Annotated in this window: 12 protein-coding genes; 11 read left to right on the forward strand and 1 reads right to left on the reverse strand. The window is 37.1% G+C overall.

What is annotated here, in order from left to right:
• The first annotated feature begins 28 nt into the window (after positions 1-28).
• The 7 genes from AsAng_RS06230 to AsAng_RS06260 all read left to right on the forward strand — a co-directional run bounded on the left by AsAng_RS06230 (position 29) and on the right by AsAng_RS06260 (position 8,824).
• Positions 29-3,625, forward strand: a complete 3,597-nt coding sequence (locus AsAng_RS06230) for a hypothetical protein (RefSeq protein WP_264791934.1) — start codon at positions 29-31, stop codon at positions 3,623-3,625.
• Between the two features lie 100 nt (positions 3,626-3,725).
• The gene (locus AsAng_RS06235) at positions 3,726-4,214 is read left to right on the forward strand and encodes an SRPBCC family protein (protein WP_264791935.1); all 489 of its coding nucleotides are present in this window, start codon (positions 3,726-3,728) and stop codon (positions 4,212-4,214) included.
• Positions 4,204-5,502 carry a cryptochrome/photolyase family protein gene (locus AsAng_RS06240; RefSeq protein ID WP_264791936.1) on the forward strand — a complete coding sequence of 433 codons (1,299 nt, stop codon included), beginning with the start codon at positions 4,204-4,206 and terminating at the stop codon, positions 5,500-5,502. The genes AsAng_RS06235 and AsAng_RS06240 overlap by 11 nt, the downstream gene beginning before the upstream one ends.
• A gap of 192 nt (positions 5,503-5,694) precedes the next feature.
• Positions 5,695-6,573, forward strand: coding sequence for a helix-turn-helix transcriptional regulator (locus AsAng_RS06245; protein WP_264791937.1), 879 nt, complete (start codon positions 5,695-5,697; stop codon positions 6,571-6,573).
• 110 nt (positions 6,574-6,683) lie between these two features.
• The gene (locus AsAng_RS06250) at positions 6,684-7,586 is read left to right on the forward strand and encodes an NAD(P)-dependent oxidoreductase (RefSeq protein ID WP_264791938.1); all 903 of its coding nucleotides are present in this window, start codon (positions 6,684-6,686) and stop codon (positions 7,584-7,586) included.
• 76 nt (positions 7,587-7,662) lie between these two features.
• Positions 7,663-8,244, forward strand: a complete 582-nt coding sequence (locus tag AsAng_RS06255) for a PepSY-associated TM helix domain-containing protein (RefSeq protein ID WP_264791939.1) — start codon at positions 7,663-7,665, stop codon at positions 8,242-8,244.
• A 58-nt stretch (positions 8,245-8,302) separates the two neighbouring features.
• Complete coding sequence (locus AsAng_RS06260) at positions 8,303-8,824, forward strand: hypothetical protein (protein WP_264791940.1); 522 nt, start codon at positions 8,303-8,305, stop codon at positions 8,822-8,824.
• Positions 8,825-8,933: 109 nt separating this feature from the next.
• Here AsAng_RS06260 and hemL read toward each other — a convergent pair whose 3' ends face one another.
• Positions 8,934-10,223, reverse strand: coding sequence for a glutamate-1-semialdehyde 2,1-aminomutase (gene hemL / locus AsAng_RS06265; protein WP_264791941.1), 1,290 nt, complete (start codon positions 10,221-10,223; stop codon positions 8,934-8,936).
• Between the two features lie 869 nt (positions 10,224-11,092).
• Between hemL and AsAng_RS06270 the strand changes: the two genes are divergently transcribed.
• Genes AsAng_RS06270 through AsAng_RS06285 form a run of 4 tightly spaced genes read left to right on the forward strand, consistent with a single transcriptional unit; the run spans position 11,093 to position 22,000 of the window.
• Positions 11,093-13,171 (forward strand): hypothetical protein, encoded by a 2,079-nt coding sequence (locus tag AsAng_RS06270; RefSeq protein WP_264791942.1) that lies wholly within the window; start codon positions 11,093-11,095, stop codon positions 13,169-13,171.
• Positions 13,172-13,185: 14 nt separating this feature from the next.
• Positions 13,186-13,713: an OmpH family outer membrane protein gene (locus AsAng_RS06275; protein ID WP_264791943.1), complete on the forward strand. Its 528-nt coding sequence runs from the start codon at positions 13,186-13,188 to the stop codon at positions 13,711-13,713.
• Positions 13,713-14,342, forward strand: coding sequence for a hypothetical protein (locus AsAng_RS06280; RefSeq protein ID WP_264791944.1), 630 nt, complete (start codon positions 13,713-13,715; stop codon positions 14,340-14,342). The genes AsAng_RS06275 and AsAng_RS06280 overlap by 1 nt, the downstream gene beginning before the upstream one ends.
• A 2-nt stretch (positions 14,343-14,344) precedes the next feature.
• Positions 14,345-22,000, forward strand: a complete 7,656-nt coding sequence (locus AsAng_RS06285) for a carbohydrate binding domain-containing protein (RefSeq protein ID WP_264791945.1) — start codon at positions 14,345-14,347, stop codon at positions 21,998-22,000.
• Positions 22,001-22,006 lie beyond the last annotated feature (6 nt).

The raw sequence follows: 22,006 nt of genomic DNA on the forward strand, positions 1-22,006 counted from the left end.
ACAAACAAAAATTACTTATTGGATAGGGATGCTACTATTTTTGTCTTCCTATTCTATTTGGGCGCAGCAAGACAGCACTCAGAATACGCCTTCTATTAATAATTGGAGGGTGATTTCTATGGTTGTTCATACCGATACCATGGTTTTGGATAGCCAAGCTGTTTTTCCCAATTCTGTTTTATTGCGGAGTTCAACAACTATAATTGCCGATTCTACTTATCGAATAGAGGGCAACCAACTTATCTTTCTTAAACGCCCCTTAGATACGCTATTACAAGCACGATTTAGGGTTTTTCCTTATCCCCTTACCAAAAAAAGACAACACAAAGATCAAGCTGTAATTGGCAAAATTATACAACATGACGGTTTGATCGGGAGCGCTTACACCTACAATCCCTTTACAACAGGGGGAGATGCTTTTAATTTTAGTGATTTAGATTATAATGGTGTGTTTGCAAGAGGCATATCTTTGGGAAATAGTCAAGATTTGATTCTTAATTCAACCTTTAATTTACAGGTCTCAGGGAAGTTGGGCGACATAGAAATTTTAGGAGCAATAACAGATAATAATGTCCCCTTACAACCCGAAGGAAACACACAACAATTGGACGAATTTGATCGAATTTTTATCCAATTTAAATACCAACGACAACGGTTGATTGCAGGAGATTATAATATTAAGCGACCCAAGGGAAGTTATTTTATGAATTATTATCGTCGATTGCAAGGAGGACAAGCCTTTACCAATTTAAAACTGGGCAAAGGTCGCCTAAAAACAGATGGTAGTTTTGCGGTATCTAAAGGGAAGTTTGCTAGAAATGTTTTTCAAGGAGAAGAGGGCAATCAAGGTCCTTATCGTTTGAAGGGGGCAAATGGAGAACAATTTGTGATCATTATAGCAGGAACAGAACGAGTTTATATTGATGGTAAGCTATTGACGAGGGGAGCCGATAACGATTATATCATAGATTATAATCTAGGAGAATTGACCTTTACGCCACAGCAGTTAATTACAAAAGACAAACGAATTCAGGTCGAATTTAGCTATACAGATTTGACCTTTTTGAGAACCTTAGGCACGGCAAATGTATCGTATGAAACTAAAAAAAGCACGGTTCGTTTTAACTTTTATTCTGAGCAAGATGCCAAAGGTCAAACGCTAACGGAATCCCTTTCTGATTCTGCCAAAGCAGTGCTACAACGAGTAGGAGATAATCTTAACCAAGCATTTGTTTCTGGCATTAGTATTCCCGATCAAGATAATAGCAATACGGGGTCTATCTTCTATAAATTGATCGATACGACTATTAATAATATAACTTATGATAGTGTATTGGTCTACTCCAACAATCCCGACTCTGCTATTTATAGCGCAAAATTTGCACTGGTAGAAGGGGGCGGGAATTATATTCGGGTTCAAGGGGCGGCTAATGGAGTGGTGTATCAATGGGTAGCTCCTGATCCTTTGACGGGTAGACCCAATGGCACGCATCAGCCCATTCAGCTATTAACAACGCCCAAACAGCGCCAACTCTATAGTTTAGGTGTTGATTATAAGCTGGGAAAAGGAGGGAAAATTTCTGGCGATTTAGCCTTATCCAATCTCGATCAGAATACCTTTTCAGAAGTAGGAAATGAGGACAATCAAGGCTTTGCAGGGCGTTTGACTTATGAACATAAAATTCCCTTGTTTGGAAAAAAGACAACTAGAGATACAACGGCTGTAGATAGCTTGGTACAGGCAGATAATTATATGAATGTGCAAGCTCACTATGAATATTTGATGAAGGAATTTGAATTTATAGAACCTTATCGACCAAGAGAATTTTCTAGAGATTGGAACATCAATTTGCCAGAGAAAACACAAGAACATTTATACAAACTTCGGTTGAGTGTAGCGGGACGCAAGTGGGGAACCGTTGCCTATCAATTTAGTGGATTAAATAAAGACAGTTTGTATAATGGTTATCAGCATAATTTGGAGGTCAGAACACATTATAAGGGCTTGCAAATTGTCAGTAATAGTAGCTTGTTACAGAGTACTACAACAGCTCAAAAAAGTACGTTTATTCGTCCTAAACTGGATGTTTCCTATTCGTTCAAAAATTTATTGAATTGGAAAATAGGTGCCTATGGAGAACTAGAGCAAAATAGCCAAATTGATTTAGGTTCCGATACCTTAAACCAAGGCAGTTTTTTTTATAATTTATTTAAAGTCTACTCTATATTGCCAGCAGGTAAAAACTTGACTTTGGGGGCGCATTATATTCGCCGTTATGATTATGCTGCTAAAAGGGATGGTTTTTTGATGAATACCGTGGCAGATGATGTTAATTTGGCAGGGGAGTGGAACCAAAGCAAAGCGTCTCGCTTAAAATGGAATCTTACGTATAGAAATTTGCGAGTGCAGGATAGCACCTTAACGACAGAGGAACCCAAAGAGACTTATTTAGGTCGTTTAGAATACATCTTGAACATCAAAAAAGGCTTTATTCGCTCCAATACCATTTATCAATTAGGTTCGGGGCAACAGCAAAAGGTAGAATACAATTATGTCAAGGTAGACCAGGGACAAGGAACCTACATTTGGGTAGATCGAAATAATGATGAAGTACAACAAACCAATGAATTTGAACAAGCACAGTTCCAAGACCAAGCAGATTACATCCGAGTGACCTTATTGACGGGCTCTTTTATTCGCACGAATAATGTACTATTTAGTCAAAGTTTGACCATTCGCCCTAAGACATTAATTCAGTCGATGCGGAAAAAGAAAGGCAAAAAATATCAATTGCCCATAGGTTGGGATATTTTGCAGCGTTTTTCTACTCGAAGTGTTTTTAAAATTGATCGAAAAACCTACGAGGGAATAGAAGGGGTTTCCGCATTTAATCCATTTCAATTGGGAGTAGCAGATACGGCTTTGGTTGCTGTGAGTTCTAGCCTTAATAATAATCTATATTTTAATAGAACAGGGGTTTATAGTATAGAGTTCGGACAACGAGACAGCAAGGGACGAACACTGTTGAGTACAGGCTTTGAAACTCGAAACTTTACGGAATATACGCTGCGTCAACGTTTGAATATAAAACCAGGCAAACACAAACAAGGACAAAAACCATCGGCAGCTTTGCGAAATATTAGATTACAGGCTTTGTTGACAGGAGTTTATGGCATTCAGGGCAACCAATCTGAATTTTTCCCTATTCGAGACTATGATGTTGAATTTTACAAAATAGAACCACAATTTACCTTCTTGTATAAAAAAGCATTTCGAGTAATTCTAAAATATAAATTCAACCATAAAAAGAATAGAATTAATGCACAAGAGCTGGTGCAAAGCCACGATATTACAACGGAACTAAATTATAGTCAAACCTCAAAGACAAATATTAAAGCGAGTTTTTCGATTGTGCAAATGAGTTTTGATGGCGATCCGACCTCTTCGGTTGGTTATACGATGACAGAAGGCCTACAAGCTGGTAGCAATTATTTGTGGAATATATCGATTGCACAAGCTTTGTCCAAAAGCATACAATTAACGGTAAGTTACGAAGGGCGAAAGACAGGAGAAGCAAGCAATATTGTACATGTTGGTCGTGCAGAAATTCGAGCGAATTTTTAAATGTTATAGGCAACTTAATTTTTTCTTTTTTGTTTTTAAAACTAGGGATAATTCTTATCGCTTTTATCCTGTATTTTATGACCAAAGAGAATAGTTGAATATGTTAGCGTTTATCAATAAAGGAAAAGTATACCGTCTTCATGCAAAGCAACAGCTTCCTATTACGATGGATGAAGCTTGGCATTTTTTGTCTAATCCTAAAAACTTAAAACGAATCACCCCTGATTATATGGGGTTTAAGATACTTACAGGAGGAGAGAAGAGCATGTATGCAGGACAAATTATTCAATATACTGTAACACCTATTTTGGGGATTAAGTGCAATTGGGTCACAGAAATTACGCATGTGGTGGATCAGAAATATTTTGTAGATGAGCAGCGATTTGGCCCCTATGGTTTATGGCACCACAAGCATTTTATTAAGCCAATACCTAATGGGGTAGAAATGGAGGACATCATCGATTACAAACTCCCATTGGGCGCATTAGGGCGCTTGGGGCATCCTATATTGGTCAAGCCCAAATTAAGAGAAATTTTTGAGTATAGAAAACAGGCATTAATAGAACAATTTGGAAATTATGGGGGATAGTATCAGCATCTTTTGGTTTCGACGAGATCTTCGTTTGGTAGATAATGTAGGCTTGTATCATGCCTTAGCATCTGGGAAGCCTATTTTGCCCTTGTTTATTTTTGATACCCAAATTACCAACCTTTTAAACGTAGAGGATGCTAGAATTAGCTTTATCTATAAACAGCTAAGGACTATGCACGAATTTTTGCAAAAGGATGGAGCAGGAATGTGCATAAAACAAGGAGTGGTCAGTGCTGTTTTTGAAGAATTGATAGCAACCTATAGGATTGCAGAGGTGTATACGAATCATGATTATGAGCCCTATGCTAAAGAGCGAGATCAAGCGATTAAAAGCTTGTTAGCAGCGCACAATATCCCGTTAAATTCTTACAAAGATCAGGTGATTTTTGAACGAGATGAGATTACAAAAAAGGATGGCTTACCCTATACAATATACAGCCCGTATGCCAAACAATGGATGTTAAAACTGACAGCTTCTTCCTATTCAAATAGGGATACTCAAAACGATAAGACCAATTTTACAAAGATAAATTTTCCTTTTCCTACACTTAATGCTTTGGGATTTAGGTCGTCAAAAGCTAAGGTATTGGATTTTGACCTTTCAGATAATGTCATTAATAATTATGCTGATGTACGTGATTTTCCTGCCATAGATCAGACTTCAAAATTAAGTCCTCATTTGAGATTTGGAACGATCAGTATCCGAAAATGTGTACAAAAAGCAATCGATTGCAAGGATAAGACTTTTTTGAAAGAGTTGATTTGGAGAGAATTTTTTATGCAAATTTTATATCATTTCCCCAAGGTGGTAAATAATAATTTTAAATCTAAGTACGATGGCATAGTGTGGCGCAACAATAAGGGTGAATTTGATCGGTGGTGTCGTGGCATGACAGGTTACCCTATGGTAGATGCAGGGATGCGTGAGTTGAATAAAACGGGATATATGCACAATCGGGTACGAATGGTCGTAGCTAGTTTTTTGTGCAAACATTTGCTAATTGATTGGCGTTGGGGAGCCGCTTATTTTGCCCAGCGTTTAGTTGACTATGATTTGTCTGCCAATAATGGAAATTGGCAGTGGGCAGCAGGAACAGGTTGCGATGCTGCGCCTTATTTTAGAGTTTTTAACCCTTTGATACAGGCTAAAAAATTTGATCCTCAGCTTAAATACATCAATTATTGGATTCCAGAATTGGGGACTGCAAAGTACCCATCGCCAATAGTTGAGCACAAAATGGCACGGTTGAGAGCGATCGAAACGTATAAAAGAGGCTTGGAATAGAATTTAAGCAATCCTTTTGATCAAATGGTTGTGCAAATTTTATAATTGAATGACAGATTTATACTTTTTCTGCTGTTTTTCGACTATTTTTTTAAATCTAAACATCGTTTTTTGAGGAATAATAAACATTATCAAAGATAGAGTTATATATGAACTTCGTTTCGTGATAAGGTCTAATAAAATAGAATCAATATGATAATTATACCACAGCGATTATTTGGAGCAACAGCCGTCAAAATCATTTTGCAGGATGGGAACAAATGTATTTTAAGTAAGCAACTTGCACAACCAATTCTAAATAGAGAAGGTTATATCTCCAATCATGTTATTTCCATTTTAATTTCAGGCGAACAACATATTCGAACTTATGACGATGAGCTACTGATTGTGAAAGCTGGAGAAGTGCTATTTGTTCCCAGAGGAATGTATTGTATTTCCGATTTATTGCCCCAAGGGGGCAACTTTCAGAGCCTCCTATTTTATTTTGACGATGACTTAATCCACAACTTTTTATCAACGATCCAATTGAGAGAAATGGATCGAACAAAGGTTCCTAGTCATCTGAAATTTGGGGAGCTTCCTGTTCTCCAAACATTTGCCAATACAGTCTTAGAAATTTATGCTAAACATCAATTAAACGATAAGCGTTTCTTAGACCTAAAAATATTAGAGTTATTGCATCTGCTTAACAATGTGAGCCTCAAAAAGCAGTTTTCAAACTTCTTATTTCGTCTTACGTTGCCTCAAAAACGAAACATAAAGGGCTTTATGGAAAACAATTACGACAAACCGCTTAAGATTGTAGATTATGCCTATTTAACAGGACGTAGTATAAGCTCTTTTCGACGAGACTTTAAGGCTTTATTTGGCTGTACTCCTCAACGATGGCTCAAAGACAAACGAATGGAAAAAGCCTTGTGCATTCTGAATCAAAAGGAAATCACTGTGACAGACTTAGCCTTTGAGATTGGTTATGATAATATCTCTTATTTTATCAAAGAATTCAAAAACAGATTCGGCTTATCGCCAAAGCAATATATGCTATCCAAGCATCGGAATTTTTTATCTTAAATACTTGACGCAAGCCTGCTATTTTTGTTTTTTATCGAATAGTTTTGACAAACAGCCTGTTCTATATTTGTGGGGTAAGTTATTATTATAAATTTATCAAACAAAATACAATGAACAACTGCAAAAAAATGAAAATTGCATTTATTGGCTTAGGAATAATGGGGAGTCGCATGGCTACTAATCTATTAAAAAATGGACTTGATGTAACGGTTTGGAATCGGACAAAAACAGCAGCTCAATTGCTAGAAAAAGAAGGTGCTCGTCAGGCTATTTCTGCCAAGGATGCAGCCAAAGACGCTGATATAGTCTTTAGTATGTTGTCTACCCCAGAGGTTGTGGAACAATTATTTTTAGGAAGCAAAGGGGTTTTATCCATAATGAAAAAGGGGGCAACTTGGATCGATTGTTCTACCGTAAATCCATCGTTTAGTACAAAAGCTCAGAAGGAGGCAGAAAAATTTAAGTTGTTGTATATTGATGCCCCTGTAGCGGGATCAAAATCACAAGCAGAACAGGCAGAATTGGTCTTTTTGGTAGGAGCAGCAGAAGAAAAATTGGAGGCCATACAGCCTTATCTGATGATGATGGGTAAAAAGGTAGTACCGCTAGGAGGAACAACCAAAGGAACGGCATTTAAAATGCTGGTTAATCTTATGTTAGCACAATCGATGTTGATTTTTTCAGAAACCATTTTGTTGGGAGAAAAATTGGGATTTTCCAATGATTTTTTACTCCAATTAATGCCCAATTTAGTGGTAACCGCACCATTTACCAAATTAAAAGTAGATATGATTCGGACGAGCAATTATGAGGTGCAATTTCCTCTAGAGTGGATGCATAAAGATCTACATTTGGCAACATTAACAGCCGATGAATTGAATCAACCACTACATTTGGCGAGCCTAACTAAAGAATTATTTGCTGCAGCAAAAAAAGCAAAAATGGGGCGCTTAGACTTTGCTGCTATTCATCAATACTTAGAAAAAGAAGAACAACTAAAAGCTAACGTATAAGACCTACTAAATATTCATTTGTATGCTGAGAGTTCTAATTTTTCTTTACATTTATGCCTCAAAGAAAATAATTAGAATGGCAGAGCGGAATAATAGGAAACAACAAGCGAAAATATTGCGGAATTTTAGAAAATTGCATCGTATTACGGGAGCTTTGTTGTTTATTTTTTTCTTTTTTATGGCTGTGACAGGGGGCGCATTGGGATGGAAAAAAAATAGCGCAGGCTATCTTCTCCCAAAAACACAGAGGGGAAGTTCTACACACTTGAATGCTTGGTTGCCATTAGATAGTTTGAATGCGTTGGCTGACGGATATTTACGAGCAACAACAGCAAATACTAATTTATTGCCTGAGGTACATCGCATCGATATTCGTAAAAATAAGGGCGTAGCGAAATTTATTTATGTGCAAAATTATTGGGAAGTACAAATTGACGGAACAACAGGGCAATTATTAGGAGTGAATAGGCGGTATTCCGATTTATTGGAAGATATACACGATGGCTCCATTTTAGACGATTTATTGGGGTGTTCTAATGGCTTTTTTAAGTTGTTGTATACTTCTATTATGGGACTCGCTTTATTGTTATTTACGATTACTGGATTTTGGTTGTGGTATGGTCCCAAACGAATGCGTCAAGAACAAAGGAAACGCTGATTCTTATTGCTGTTGTAGCATACTATTTTGAATGTATTTTTTTATAAAACAATAAAAGATGAATTTTAAATTAGCTTATTTATTATTGCTTGTAGCATCGTTAACAATGTCTTGTGAGGATACTGGAAAAGAAGCCAATACGAACGAAACAAAGGATGCAAAAACGCTTTCTGTAGAAGATCAATTGATAGTGGATAATGTGATGAAAGAAGAAGTGGTAACAACTGAACCTCAGGCAATATTTGATCAAAGCCAATTGAGCAATGCTATATTGGGACTTTGTGTAAAATTTAAAACCTTGGACGGGGCAGATCGAAAAGCCGTTTTTGATAAATTTGAAACCATATTGCCGAGTTGCCCAGCAGAATTAAAAGACAATAATGAAATTGAGGTAGATGCAGATGCGGCTGTTCAGGTTATGTCTTACAATGACCTAAGAGAGTTTTTGGGAGAACCTAATGAGATTAGAGAGGATGGAACATTGGTTTATAATTTATTAGCGGATGAATCCTATAAAGTGATCTTTATGCAAAACGCTGCGGGAGCAATCAGTTGTCGTTTTTATGAGGGAGCAAGTTAATGAGATGAAAAAAAGTTAGCTGATTTAAAAATTGGAAGATGATTTCTGTGTTATCTTCCAATTTTAAAATCAGCCAACTAGTAATCAACTGTATTTATTGCAGGATGGATTAGGCATGAACCAAATCCATACCAGCGCATATTTTCTCTACAGCAGCAGCTAACTCTGAGGGGGTATGTGCCGCAGAAATAAACCCTACTTCGTAACCAGAAGGACCTAAATAAATACCGTTGTCCAATAGATAGGCGTGCAATATTTTAAATTTGTCCATGCTGGCACCATCAATTTGATCTGCTCGGCGAATTTCATCTTTGGTGAATGAAATCCAAAAGATAGAACCAATCGTATTAATGTTGATTTCATAGCCTTTATTATCGCAATAAGATTGGATTTTAGCAACAAAATCTTGAGTGGTAGCCTCTAATTTTTCATAAAAACCATCTTCCAATAATTGACTTGCTGCCGTGAAGCCTGCTGCCATCGCTACAGGATTGCCCGATAGAGTTCCTGCTTGGTATACATTGCCATCGGGAGTAACATGTCCCATGATTTCAGCGCTAGCTCCATAAGCCCCTACAGGCATACCTCCACCAATGATTTTACCATAAGTCATGATGTCAGGTTGAATATTATAATAACCAGCAGCACCTTCAAAACCTACTCTAAAACCAGAGATAACCTCGTCAAAAATTAATAAAACATCATATTGAGTACATAAATCACGCAACCCTTGCAAATATTCTGGACGTTGTAATAAGAGCCCATTGTTGGCAGGAACGGCTTCTATGATAACACAGGCAATACTGTTGCCATGTGCTTTAAAGGTAGTTTCTACTGCTTCCAAATCATCTAAAGGCAAGACAAGTGTTTCGTTGGCAAAAGAAGCAGGAATACCTGCAGAACTACTCACTCCAAATGTCGCTAAACCAGAACCCGCATTGACCAACAAAGAATCAGCATGCCCGTGATAACAGCCGTCAAACTTAACAATTTTATCTTTGCCTGTAACACCTCTAGCCAAACGAATGGCAGACATAACGGCTTCTGTTCCTGAACTTACAAAACGTAACTTTTCAATAAAGCGGTTGTTTTTTAACAACAATGCTCCTAGTTTGTTTTCCCAGCGGGTAGGCGTACCAAAAGAAGTACCATTGGCAACCGTTTCAACAATAACTTCACGAATGGCATCGTTGTTATGCCCTAAAATAAGCGGTCCCCAAGAACAACAAAAATCAGTAAATTGATTGTCGTCTTCATCCCAAATTTGTGAACCATTTCCTTTTTTGATAAATAAAGGAGTTCCTTTTACAGATTTAAAAGCACGAACAGGTGAACTTACTCCTCCAGGAAAGTAGTTCTTGGCTTCTGAATATAGTTCTTCCGAAATATTTCTTTGCATGAATGTTTTATAATTTTGAGTGTTATACAGTATAAATTTGAGCGTGTAAATTCCTATAGAAGGATAGGACTAAGGTTATTTTTTGCTTAGTAATTGGCGCTCTATATTATGAATAGTGCAAAGATGTGAAAAATGAAATACAATATTATCAGGAAGAAGTAAAAAATAAACAATTACTGCTGCTGCTTAGGTTTAGGAGTCTGCTGAATGGTCTTTTTGTTTTAGAAAAAAAATGAACCTAAAAACGATTATTCCAGTAGCTAATAATTTTGTACCGTTTAAGGAGTGAATGATACCGTATAATAAGAGAAGTATTGATGGGCTTGATCCAGCAAAAAGGTTGATGTATCTTTGTCGTACAAAAAAGCCGATAAGAAATACCGATTTTAGGTATTGATTAAGTGATTACTTTTTCTTATTAGTGGCAATTAAATATAAAAACGGACTTGCGATTTATAGGTATTTAACATATTTTTGTAGCAACTCATTTAAAAAACAATCTATATTCCTTTTTATATATTGAGAATAAACACTAAACTTTAAAATAGAACAACCACACCACCAAAATCCTTCTTCAAGGAATATACCCACCACGAATTTAAGACTAGATAGTAGATGATATTGCACCTAAAGGAGCAAATATTTTTGTAATAAAATAGGTTGAAAATATAAATATAAAATTTTTAACAAAGCAGGGAACTAAATATAATTAGAAGCAGTTATAACCTGAACTATCGGAACATACACTGATCTTTTTGAGAAAACAACCCATTGTACGATTGGCAACTTAGAAATCCATGTTTCCCATCTTCCGTTTTTTCCTCTACAAAGATTGATGTACAGTTGTGTACCATCAAATGATAAAAACTATGACCAACTCAATTAATGGGGCAAAGACCCTTTTAATAAAGTCACCGCTAAAAAATGCCTTATTCGACATGCGAAAGAGCGTATTGATTTTGTTTTCCATTCTTATGGCAAGTAGTTCTTATGGACAACTGGTTAGTATTAGTACCGTTGATACCGATTGTGGTGCTAGTACAGGAAGTATTAGCTTAACTCCCACCCAAACAGGGACTTATTCTTATTTGTGGGAAACAGGAGCGAGTTCGTCTTCCATTAATAATTTGGGAATGGGGACGTATCGTTGTACAGTTACGAAAGATGCAGTGGTAGAGGTGATAGAGGTTTCTATTTATAGACCTTGGGATTTAGAGCGATTTGAGCCCAATGACAATACCTTGTCGATCGTAGGGAATAGTGTCACGGTAAATCCAAGTTTAGGATACACAGGGCTAGCCGATCAGCGGACGCATTGTTATGATAAGACTCCAATAGACATCGCAACTCAGACAGGGAGTGTCTTTGCCAAGTTTGCAAAAACTCATGCCAATTTTCCCAACCAAATATCCAATCCAGATCCAGCGGCTCCTCCTAAGTTTTATTTGGAGTTGTTTGAAACCAAAAATTTATCAAATCCGATAAGAATACCATTATTAGTACATGATGCGAATCTAAAAGTAGTAACAGGAGGATTTATACCTGAAAAAATCTATGGACAAAAGGGATTGCGAAAAATAGCAGGAGGAGATTACACTGGGCATGACTATACGGATGGAGATGAGTTTGAAATTCGCTTTTTAGGGAATCATCAAATTGAAGTTTATTTAGAAGAAAATTTGATTTATTCAGCGACTTTGGAGCAACGCTCAACCAATGAATATGTAGCAGCCGTAGGGTTTAAAGATATGGCACATTTAGATCGACGAATAGCCTATGGTTTAAGGTCGTCTTTTTGTGCAACGATGCCTTTAATAAAGGGGGCAGTAAGCCATAACGATAAGTATGGAGTAACCAGTAGCATTGAACTAACGCCTGTAGATTTGGCTTATGTAAACAATGTTTATAGCTACCAGTGGTCAACTGGAGCAACTGATCCAACGATTACAAATTTGAGAAAAGGAACCTATACGGTAACGATGACCAATGCTACAGGAGGGATGAAGGTAGCGAGCTATGAAATCTATGATAAATTGGCTTTGGAAAAGGCAGATCCTACGGCTTCTATTTTAAAGATCGTAGACAATAGTGTGACCTGTGATCCCGCCTTGCCCATGCAGTCCATCTCTGATTATCGTACCCATGCTTATGATCCGACCATTCCAATTGATGTGGTACAAGGAGGAGGGAGTGTAAAATTTAGAGTTGGAGCAGAACATCCCAACTTTCCAAACCAACACAGCAATACAGCAGATGCCAATGCCGTATTCGTAATTCGATTGCAAGCAGCGACTAGCCCTTTACCAGTGCCTACTTTTTTCTTGGATTACCCTTTTCAAATGGTATTTCATATATATGGTCAGGTGTCATTGTCTGACCGAGCTTTTTCGTGGGCAGGAGCAGGTTATGATTTTATTCCAGAGGTCTATTATCCCAAAGGAGGTTACGAGGTAGAACTGCGTTTTACAGGGAATAAAGTAGTTGAAGTTTATATGGGTGATCAGTTGGTGGCGACCAAAACGTTGACAGAAGCCATCGATAAATATTACCTGATGGTGGGCTTTAGTGATTCAGATGTTCGCCAACGTCGAATTGCTTATGATTTGAGAACTACTTTTAAAACAGTAAGTCCATCAGTAGCTTATACGGAACTAAAAGATAAGGTAGATGCCAGTTATTATCCTATTACAGGCGAAGAGGATGCGGTTTATTTTTATTATAAAGAAAACTATAGAGCAGGAAATTTGGATGTTGTAGTTTATGATGATGAACGAACACAAGTGAATGCTATACTTGAAAATATAGATTTAACCAATACCGCAACAAAACGGTATGGTACCAATCGATATAAGTTAACGATAAGCAATATGGACCCCTCTAAATCTTATCTGTTAGAATTAACAAATGATAAAGGAGAGAAGCAATTTTTAAGATTTAAGCGATTATAAACGATAATAATTCAATGAAACAGTCATTACCTTGGATATTGTTATCCATCATTTTAGGTTCAGGTTTGATTTTCCAAACAATTAGCAACAAACAAGAGCTAAAAACGGCTTACGTTACCAATGCAAAATTATACGCAGAATTTCAGTTGTCTAAAGATTTAAATGCTAAAATTCAGGAGGTACAGTTGGCGAGAAAGGCTATCATGGATAGTTTAGGAATGCAATTGACTCAATTGGAAAAAAGACTCGTTGACAAAACAGCAACGGAGCAAGATAAAGCTGAGTTTAGCCGAATGAGCAATGAATATAGGCTTAAACAACAACAATTTACAGAGGATAATGCCTTGTTAACGCAGCAGTACCAAGAGCAAATCTCCAATCAGTTGAACCAATATTTAAAAGATTTTACGGCTGCTAATGAATACGACTATATTTTTGGCGCAACAGGAGATGGATCTTTAATGGGAGCAAAGGATGCTTATAATGTAACGGACTTAGTTCTAAATTATGCAAATCAACGTTATAAAGGAGTGGCAAAATAATGAAAAAAAATTATAAGATCGTAGGCTATTTATTAGCTGTGTGCTGCTTAATATTGGGTAGCTGTGGAGATCAACCAAATTTGGCTCCTGCAAACTATGTAAAGTGGGTAAGGGATGCTAACAATGGTCTTTATCAGTCAAAAACAATCAATGAATTTGAATTTAGTGCTCAATATAAACCACTAGATTTTATTGTTGCCCAAGAAGAGAAAAAAGCAACACTAGAAACAGCAGTGGTGGAACATCGAAAAAAGGAATTGGGTGCAGATTATATTTATTACAATTTTAGGATTAAAAACCAAGAGGGGAGCTTGTCACCTGTAGGTTCAGGGGCACATTCGGATCAAGAATATCAGCAACGATTGGGGTATTTTACCTTTGATATGCAACAAGATCTCTATTTGTTGCACGGGAAGGATACCTTTCCTTGTACGATGTTTCAATTTGTACGAAGTTATGACGTAGCGCCTTATGTAGAATTTGCCTTAGGATTTAAGAAAGGAGCAGAGAAAAAAATTAATCAAGATATAACCTTTGTGTTTGAGGATAGGGTATTGGGAATAGGAACAACTAAACTACTATTTGAGCAACACATTTTTGAAGACATACCGAAGCTAAAAACTCTATAAACATGATATTAAGGATAAGAAAACAAATCCGATTTATTGTCTCTTTTTTACTGTTTGTATTTTTACAAACCTATTCAGCAGAAGTATATGCCTTAACATCGGGACCTGCACAAGAAGAATATGCAAGTTTTGAGCCAGTAGGAACTACTGATTTAGTCAATTTATATACAGGAGATTTTACCTATAATATTCCTTTGTTGTCTGTTCCAGGGCCGAACGGAGGATATCCAATCAATTTAGCCTACCATTCGGGTATAGGGATGGATCAAGAAGCGAGTTGGGTAGGCTTAGGCTGGAATGTGAATGTTGGAGCGGTGAATAGAAATTTGAGAGGGCTGCCCGATGATTTTAATGGGGATAAGGTTAAATATCAGCAACACATGCGGGACAATGTTACGGTTGGGGTAGGTATATTGCAAGAGGAAAAAGAGCAAGTAGGGACTCCCAGTGGAGATGAAAAAAAATCTCCTTGGGGTATGAGTAATACTTTACAAATTTACTACAATAATTATAAAGGACTAGGCTATAGAGTCAAATTCAATCCTAAATATACTTCACCTGCAGTGCAAGCAGGGGTGAGCCTGTCGTATGATCCCCATGAGGGCATAGGGATAGGAGCTTCTTTTAGTGTTAGTACTAATTTTAAGAAAGGAGTTAACGGTTCATTAGGAGTGTCAGGACAATACAATTCTAGACAAGGACTACAAAACATATCAATTACAGGGTCGATTAGTGGGGCTTATACAGAAGCAGTGAAAAAAAATCAACTGTATCACAGTAAAAATCCTGCGCATAATGGAGCACTTATGTCTAAATCAGTAACCGATACAAAAGGAGGGCTATATGCCGTTGGTTCAGGAAATGTAACGTTTAATTTTACTCAAGGTGTTCCTGCTACGACTATGGCGATGACGAATACCATTGTTTCTAGTGATTTTAAGTTAGGTTTTACACCAGGGACTGATGACAATGGTACCTTCCAAAACCCTCCAGCGAATTTTAAATCTGAATTTCCTTATAGTTACATGGCAGATGTTACTACTTCTACTGTAACAAAGAATGGTGAAGAACAAGAGATAAAAAGTTATGGTTATCTTTATAATGAAAAGGTGAATAAGGAAGACTATGTTTTGACAGATTTTAATCACAGTCCATTTAACTATAGCCCACATATTCCTCATGTGCCTCCTTCGAATGTAACTAACGATATTTTTGCAGCAACAGGGCAAGGAATTAGTAGTGTATTTAAGGCTTATCATTCAAAGATAGGGGTTTATTCTCCAACTAAGGTTATTAGTACAACCAAACAATACAGAGGAAATTTAGACCTTGGTATATTACCCGAATCAAGGAATCCGTCTTCTTGCCCCAATTTAAGTTATCATATAGGAATAGGAGGAGTGCCGCCAGAAATTGGAACAGCTACGGCTTCTACAGGAGCTTGGGAAGATCATAGCTGGGCTATAGATCAATTAAAGAGCGAGCAAAATTCCTCAGCTTCTTCTCCTGTAAGATTTAAACCTACTTTCTTTAAAGATATGGGGGATCGTCCTGCTATTACGCAGACAGATGACAAATATGATGCATGGAAAAAAGATGAGCCAATACGTATTGATCTTGGTAAAGTTGCTGGCGGAGGGGTTCAGATGACTAATTTTAGCAATTCGATTAATACAGCGGCTACTAATGTTGCTCAACAAAATGTACCTACTCGTAGAACAAGAATTATTGAATCGTTAACTGAGTCGGAAACAAAAAATTATGGAACAACGAATGAATATAAATATTATGATGCTGCTAATAATGAGGTGCTTAAGTCTACGAGATACCAACCTGACAGAAAGGATCATCTTTCAGAAGTATCAATTCTAGAACCAGATGGAATGCGTTATACCTATGGTCTACCTGCCTATAATTTAGAGCAGGAAGACGCTAGTTTTTCTGTAGCAAAACAAAGCGCAGAAATTCCTAACCCCACTGTTGCGGTACCTTCTGGTGGCTATGATAAAGCATCTGGAGAATGGAGCAAAAAGCCTGAGTTTATGGATAAGAAAAAATTGCCAGCTTATGCCCATTCTTGGATGCTAACTTCGGTTGTTTCCGCAGATTATGTTGATGTTACAGGGGATGGAGTGAGCGCAGATGACCTAGGCTATTGGGTAGATTTTAAATATCAAAAAACTTCAAGTTCTTATCATTGGAGAGCCCCTTATGAGGGAGCAATTTATATGCCAGGGACAACTCAATATTTTGACGATAAAGGAAGCTATTCTAAAGGTAAAAAAGAATTGTTTTATTTAAAAGAAATAAAAACTAAAACCCATGTAGCTATTTTTGACTTGAAAGAAAGAAAAGATGCTTTGGGGGCGTCTGAACTTGAAGAAGGAGGAAAACCTACTCAAATTGAGGCTAGAGATAGAATGCAATCATTGGATAAAATCAAGTTGTATACAATTGAGGAGTATCAAAAAATGGAAATCGATCCAACCTATGTTCCTATTCCCCTAAAAGTAACACATTTTGGTTATGAAACAGATGGAACCAAAGAACTGTGCAAAGGTGTACCGAATCGAGAAGGGACTGGAGGAAAATTAACGTTGAAAAAGCTTTGGTTTACCTATCAAAATTCTACAAAAGGAAGTTCTAGTCCTTATGTATTTCATTATGGGAAAAATGAGGCTTATTCTTTGAAAAATAACGACTGTTGGGGAAATTATAAAAATAACGATGCTCCCAATTATCCACATCATCAATTTCCCTATACGGATCAATCAACAACCAATCATATTGGTCAGCCCATTACTTATGATGTCCCTTGGCATCTAGAGCAAATTGATTTGCCGACAGGAAGTAGTATGCATATTGAATATGAACAAGATGATTATGCTTATGTCGAGGACAAAAAGGCAATGCAGTTATATGAAATTGTGCATATGGGGAAGGATTTCACAGGAGCCGACAAAAAGCGTAGGTCAGGACCTAGTTATTCTTCGACCATTAAAGCTAGTTTGAGAAATGTTGAGCAAGATAATGGATCAGGGGATCCCGTTAGTCCTGATTTTGAATACAAAATTTATTTTCCTTTAAAAAACTCAATTCCAGAGCTAGGAGCTGCTACAGCTAGTACCTTTTATGATGGGTATAGTAGTGATATGGATGGTATTGCAGAGTGGTTTAAAGATCATTATATTGGAGAAACCAAAGAATTGTATTTTAAAGCTGCTGTTAAGTTGTTGGATACCGAAATAAATCGAGATGATGATCGGGTGGATTTTGTCTCAGGTTATGGTAATCTAAGAATGGAAACAGCAAATGTCCATTATGGCGTAACTCGTAGTGATAGTAGTTCAAGAGGTTTTGATATCGGCTATATTACCTTGTATGCTGTGCCTTTTCAAGCTTTTGCTGCGGCAAAAGATCATCTTCATCCTATTCGAGATGCAGCATTTCAGCATTTGAGATTTAATCGTCCAGATTTGGTACATGGAGTAAAGACAGCAAGTGGTGTAGGTGCTTTATTTTCTTCTATACCTGATTTTATGTCGATGATGGCAGGGTATAAATATTATTATAAAATTCAAAATTGGGCTTCAGAAATATTTTTGGATGGTTTTTCACAAATACGTTTGCAAGTGCCTGATGGAAAGAAAAGAGGAGGAGGAGTACGTGTAAAAGAAATTAGAATTAATGATAATTGGGAGGAAATGACTGGTGGAAGCTCCAATTCAAGTTATGAAAATGCAGAATATGGGCAGATTTATGATTATACCATAGAAGAGGATGGAGAGAAAATTAGTAGTGGTGTAGCCTATGAACCTTTTGCTGGTAAGGAGCAAAACCCAATGGTTGTTCCTAGCAAATATGAGCATGCTAATGTATTACAACAGCCTAATAACTTGTTTATGGAATATCCAATTATGATGGCACATTATCCGTCTGCTTCCGTAGGTTATCGAAAAGTAACGGTCAAAAGCCTTACAGCAAAGGATGCTAGTAATAAACGAATGACCACTCCTATAACAGAGTATGAATTTTATAGTCCCAAAGAGTTTCCTATTTTATTCAAGCGTACAGAGATGGATAAAGTTGGTCCTAATTATAAAATTATTCCTATACCAGGTATTTTTACAGAATTTCGAAGGTATGAAGGAGTTAGTCAGGGTTATAGTTTGATTTTTAATGATATGGCGGGCAAACCTAAATCAATTACTCAAAAGACCTATCCTGATGAAACAAAGGGGTATGAAGGTACTGTTATTTCTAAACAGGAATATGAGTATTTTACCGATAATGAAGGAAACATTAGTAGTGAGGTAGATGTATTTACAGAAGATGGAAAATACGAAAGAGCAAGATTGGGCGTAGAGGTAGATGTGCAGGTTGAAGCCAATGAAAATAAAGAATCTTCGAATAACTTTACCTTAGATTTTAATTTTACAAGCGCTCTTATGCCAACTATTAATGGTATTTCATGTATTCCAATTTTTAGTGTTGCTTCTGGGGGAATATCAAAAACAAGTTCTAGTTTAAAAACAGCAGTAGTACAGAAATTTGTACAGAAAAAGGGGATTCTAAAATCGACAACTATAACGACTCAAAATTCTACAATTAAAACAGAGAATTTAGTTTTTGATGCCTTAACTAGCGAACCTTTGCTAACTCGTACAATGAATGAGTTTAAAGATCCAATCTATAATTATACTCAGAAGGCCCATTGGCACTATGATGGGATGGCTGCTGCTTTTAAAAATATAGGAGTGGTTGTAGAAGGGGCAATAACAAGAGCAACGACGGGGAATCAAGAAGGACTTTATGAGATTAATTTTGGTAACTTTCCTTTCATTGAAGGAGATGAAGTTTATGTAGAAAGTACCAATACGTTAGGAGATAAAGTTGGAGATAAGGCTACTGTCTATAGAGTATCTAAAGCTACTCCAAATGCTACGAATGGTTTTGTTGGACTAGCGAAAGTAGATGGTTCTCTTGTTGATGTTTCTTTAATTGATAAGATTACAATTATTCGTTCTGGTAGAAAGAACTTATTGTATGCACCAGCAGGAGCTATTGTTGCTCAAGGGATGGATTATGCGCCGAATACTACTTTAGGATCAAGTGATACTTTGACCTTTGATGCAACTAAGGGGATTTTGAATGCTTCTGCGATTAAGTACCGAGATTTCTGGCCCAATGCTAAGAATTGTGAAACAAAGGCTCTTTGTAGTGCTGATTATTGTGTTGATGCAACTTTGTATTCTGACATTAGTAGTTCTTTGGATCCTGAGCAAACCTTTATCGATAAAGTTAATGCAGGGGATATTGTAATTAAAGTAGATGGAGAACCTATTGATGCTACTCAAATTACTACTGAAGGAACTTGTCCAGATACCATGTATTTGTGTGCTAACACTAAAAATGCTTATGAGGTGAAAGTGATTAAATCTGCAAATCCTATAAAGCAAGGGTATCAAGATTATACAGTAAACGGTCAATGCACTTACAAGGGGGGGGATGTAACTATTCCTTGTGGTTTAAAACATAACAAAACTCACGTAGATGGTTGCCCTTGGCCCCATGTAACACAGGGGGCTTCGTGTGAGTGGGTGAAGGGATATTTTGAAGCAGATCACCCTACTTTCCCAAGTAGAAGACCACACCAAGAATATCCTTGTATGATGAATGCTACTATAAATCAACCATTTTTTTACTTTGATGAATGGCCACATACTAGACCAGTTGGAGCTTCAGCAGTCAAATATAATTTTGTATTTACTGATAGTCCACATTTGATTCAGACAGGTTGGCAAGGGTATAATTTTTTAACTCCTGGTTTAGCCAACTTTGGGCAGTTGGCAGAAAGAGTTCACGACCATTCTGGTAAATCATGGTTTGAATCACAAACAACAGGAGAACTTTGTGCCTATATGACGAAGGCAGAAGCAGAAGATATGTACGGTCATGTAAGATTGGGTTTACGCCATTATGGAATATATCCTAATCCATTAATAGGTGTCCCGCCATTAGTCTTGCCTACGTCAAATTTAGGAGGTTGTCATCCCTTTTATATTCCAAATAGTGGATTATCGTATGGGCAAATGTGGTATGATTTTAAATATACACCAATAACGCTTCATGAACTTACTCTAAATGATGTTCCTAGTGGTGAACATAATATTGGTGGTGAGTTGGTTACTGTAGGGGAGGATTATGATGTTACTGTGGATGAGTTAAAAATTGCTTTGCCTACGAATGAAATAGGAGTTATGATCATTTATGATCCTTGTTTGGGGCAAGATGTCAATGCCGCTTTTTTTAATACAAGGGGAACATCTATTAAAATTAACGTGCCTTTATTGGGAGCAGGAGCCCATACGATAGAAATCTATGAGAATGGTGTTGTGAAAGAATCAGCCGATTTATTATGTAATTCATCAAATAAGGTAGGATCTAGTGTTCCTACATGCAACGGGGATGATCTTAGTTATGTGCCAAGTTCTACCATCAATTATTACAACAATGGAACCAAAGGAAATTGGCGACCTTGGACGGCATATACTTATGTAGGAGAACGAGATTATAACAAAGAGAGTATACGAGACAAAGGAGTCTTTACCACTTTTAGTCCTTTTAATTGGGCAGGAGCAAATGCCACGGAGTGGCAAAGGGGAAGTATGGCAACAAAATATAGCTCTTCTGGCTATGAATTAGAAACAGTAGATCGTTTGGGGAATCACAGTACAGCACTGTATGGATATGAGGATAATCTACCAGTTGCTGTTGCTCAAAATGCACGGTATAATGAGGTTATGTTTGATGGTTTTGAGACTTATTCCAAAGATTGTAATGCGCATTGGGGAGGGGTAATAGATGTAGAAAATGTAGTGAGTACAGAAAGTCACACAGGAGAATATAGTTATAAGATACCATATCCAACGATAGGTTCATTTACAAAGATAGACCTGAGCAGCTTTGATGAAACGGATTGTGCCAATGCATTGGCTAAAGAGCTCTATCGTCCTGATGCTTATTATAAGAAACAGGAGGTGCTACAATTCTTACAAGAGGGGATTGAGCTAGAAGGTATGACCATACCCAAAATAATGCGTACGACAACAAAAGGAGCGAGCGACGTTATTGTAAAGGCATTGCCACAGGCTTGTAACTGCCTAGGGAAGTTTGCTCCTCAGCCAGGGAAAAAGTACACCTTTAGTGCATGGGTGAAACGGGACGAAGCAGTGTATGATATGATTGCTTATAAAACGTTGAGTTTGACGATCCATTTCAATGATGCTTCGGGAGCTAGGATTGGTAATCCTTTAGGAACGGCGATTGCTCCTAAGGGTTCTATGATCGAGCATTGGCAGCGAATTAGTGGAGATGTCCTTATTCCTTCAAATGCTGTTAGCATGGAAATAGCGGTCTTTAATTTTGGTGAAGATGTTTATATAGATGATTTAAGAATTCATCCATCTGATGCCATGATGACCACCTATGTTTACGACAAAACAAGTCTGAAGAATACAGCAACCTTAGACGATAACAATTTTGCTACTTTTTATATCTATGATGAAAGAGGGCAGTTGGAAAAAACAAAGAAGGAAACAACTGAAGGAATTAAAACCATTACCGAAGGGCGTCAGTACATTCGATCGAATCAATAAAAAGAA

The sequence above is a fragment of the Aureispira anguillae genome (assembly GCF_026000115.1).
In the GTDB taxonomy this organism is placed as follows: domain Bacteria; phylum Bacteroidota; class Bacteroidia; order Chitinophagales; family Saprospiraceae; genus Aureispira; species Aureispira anguillae.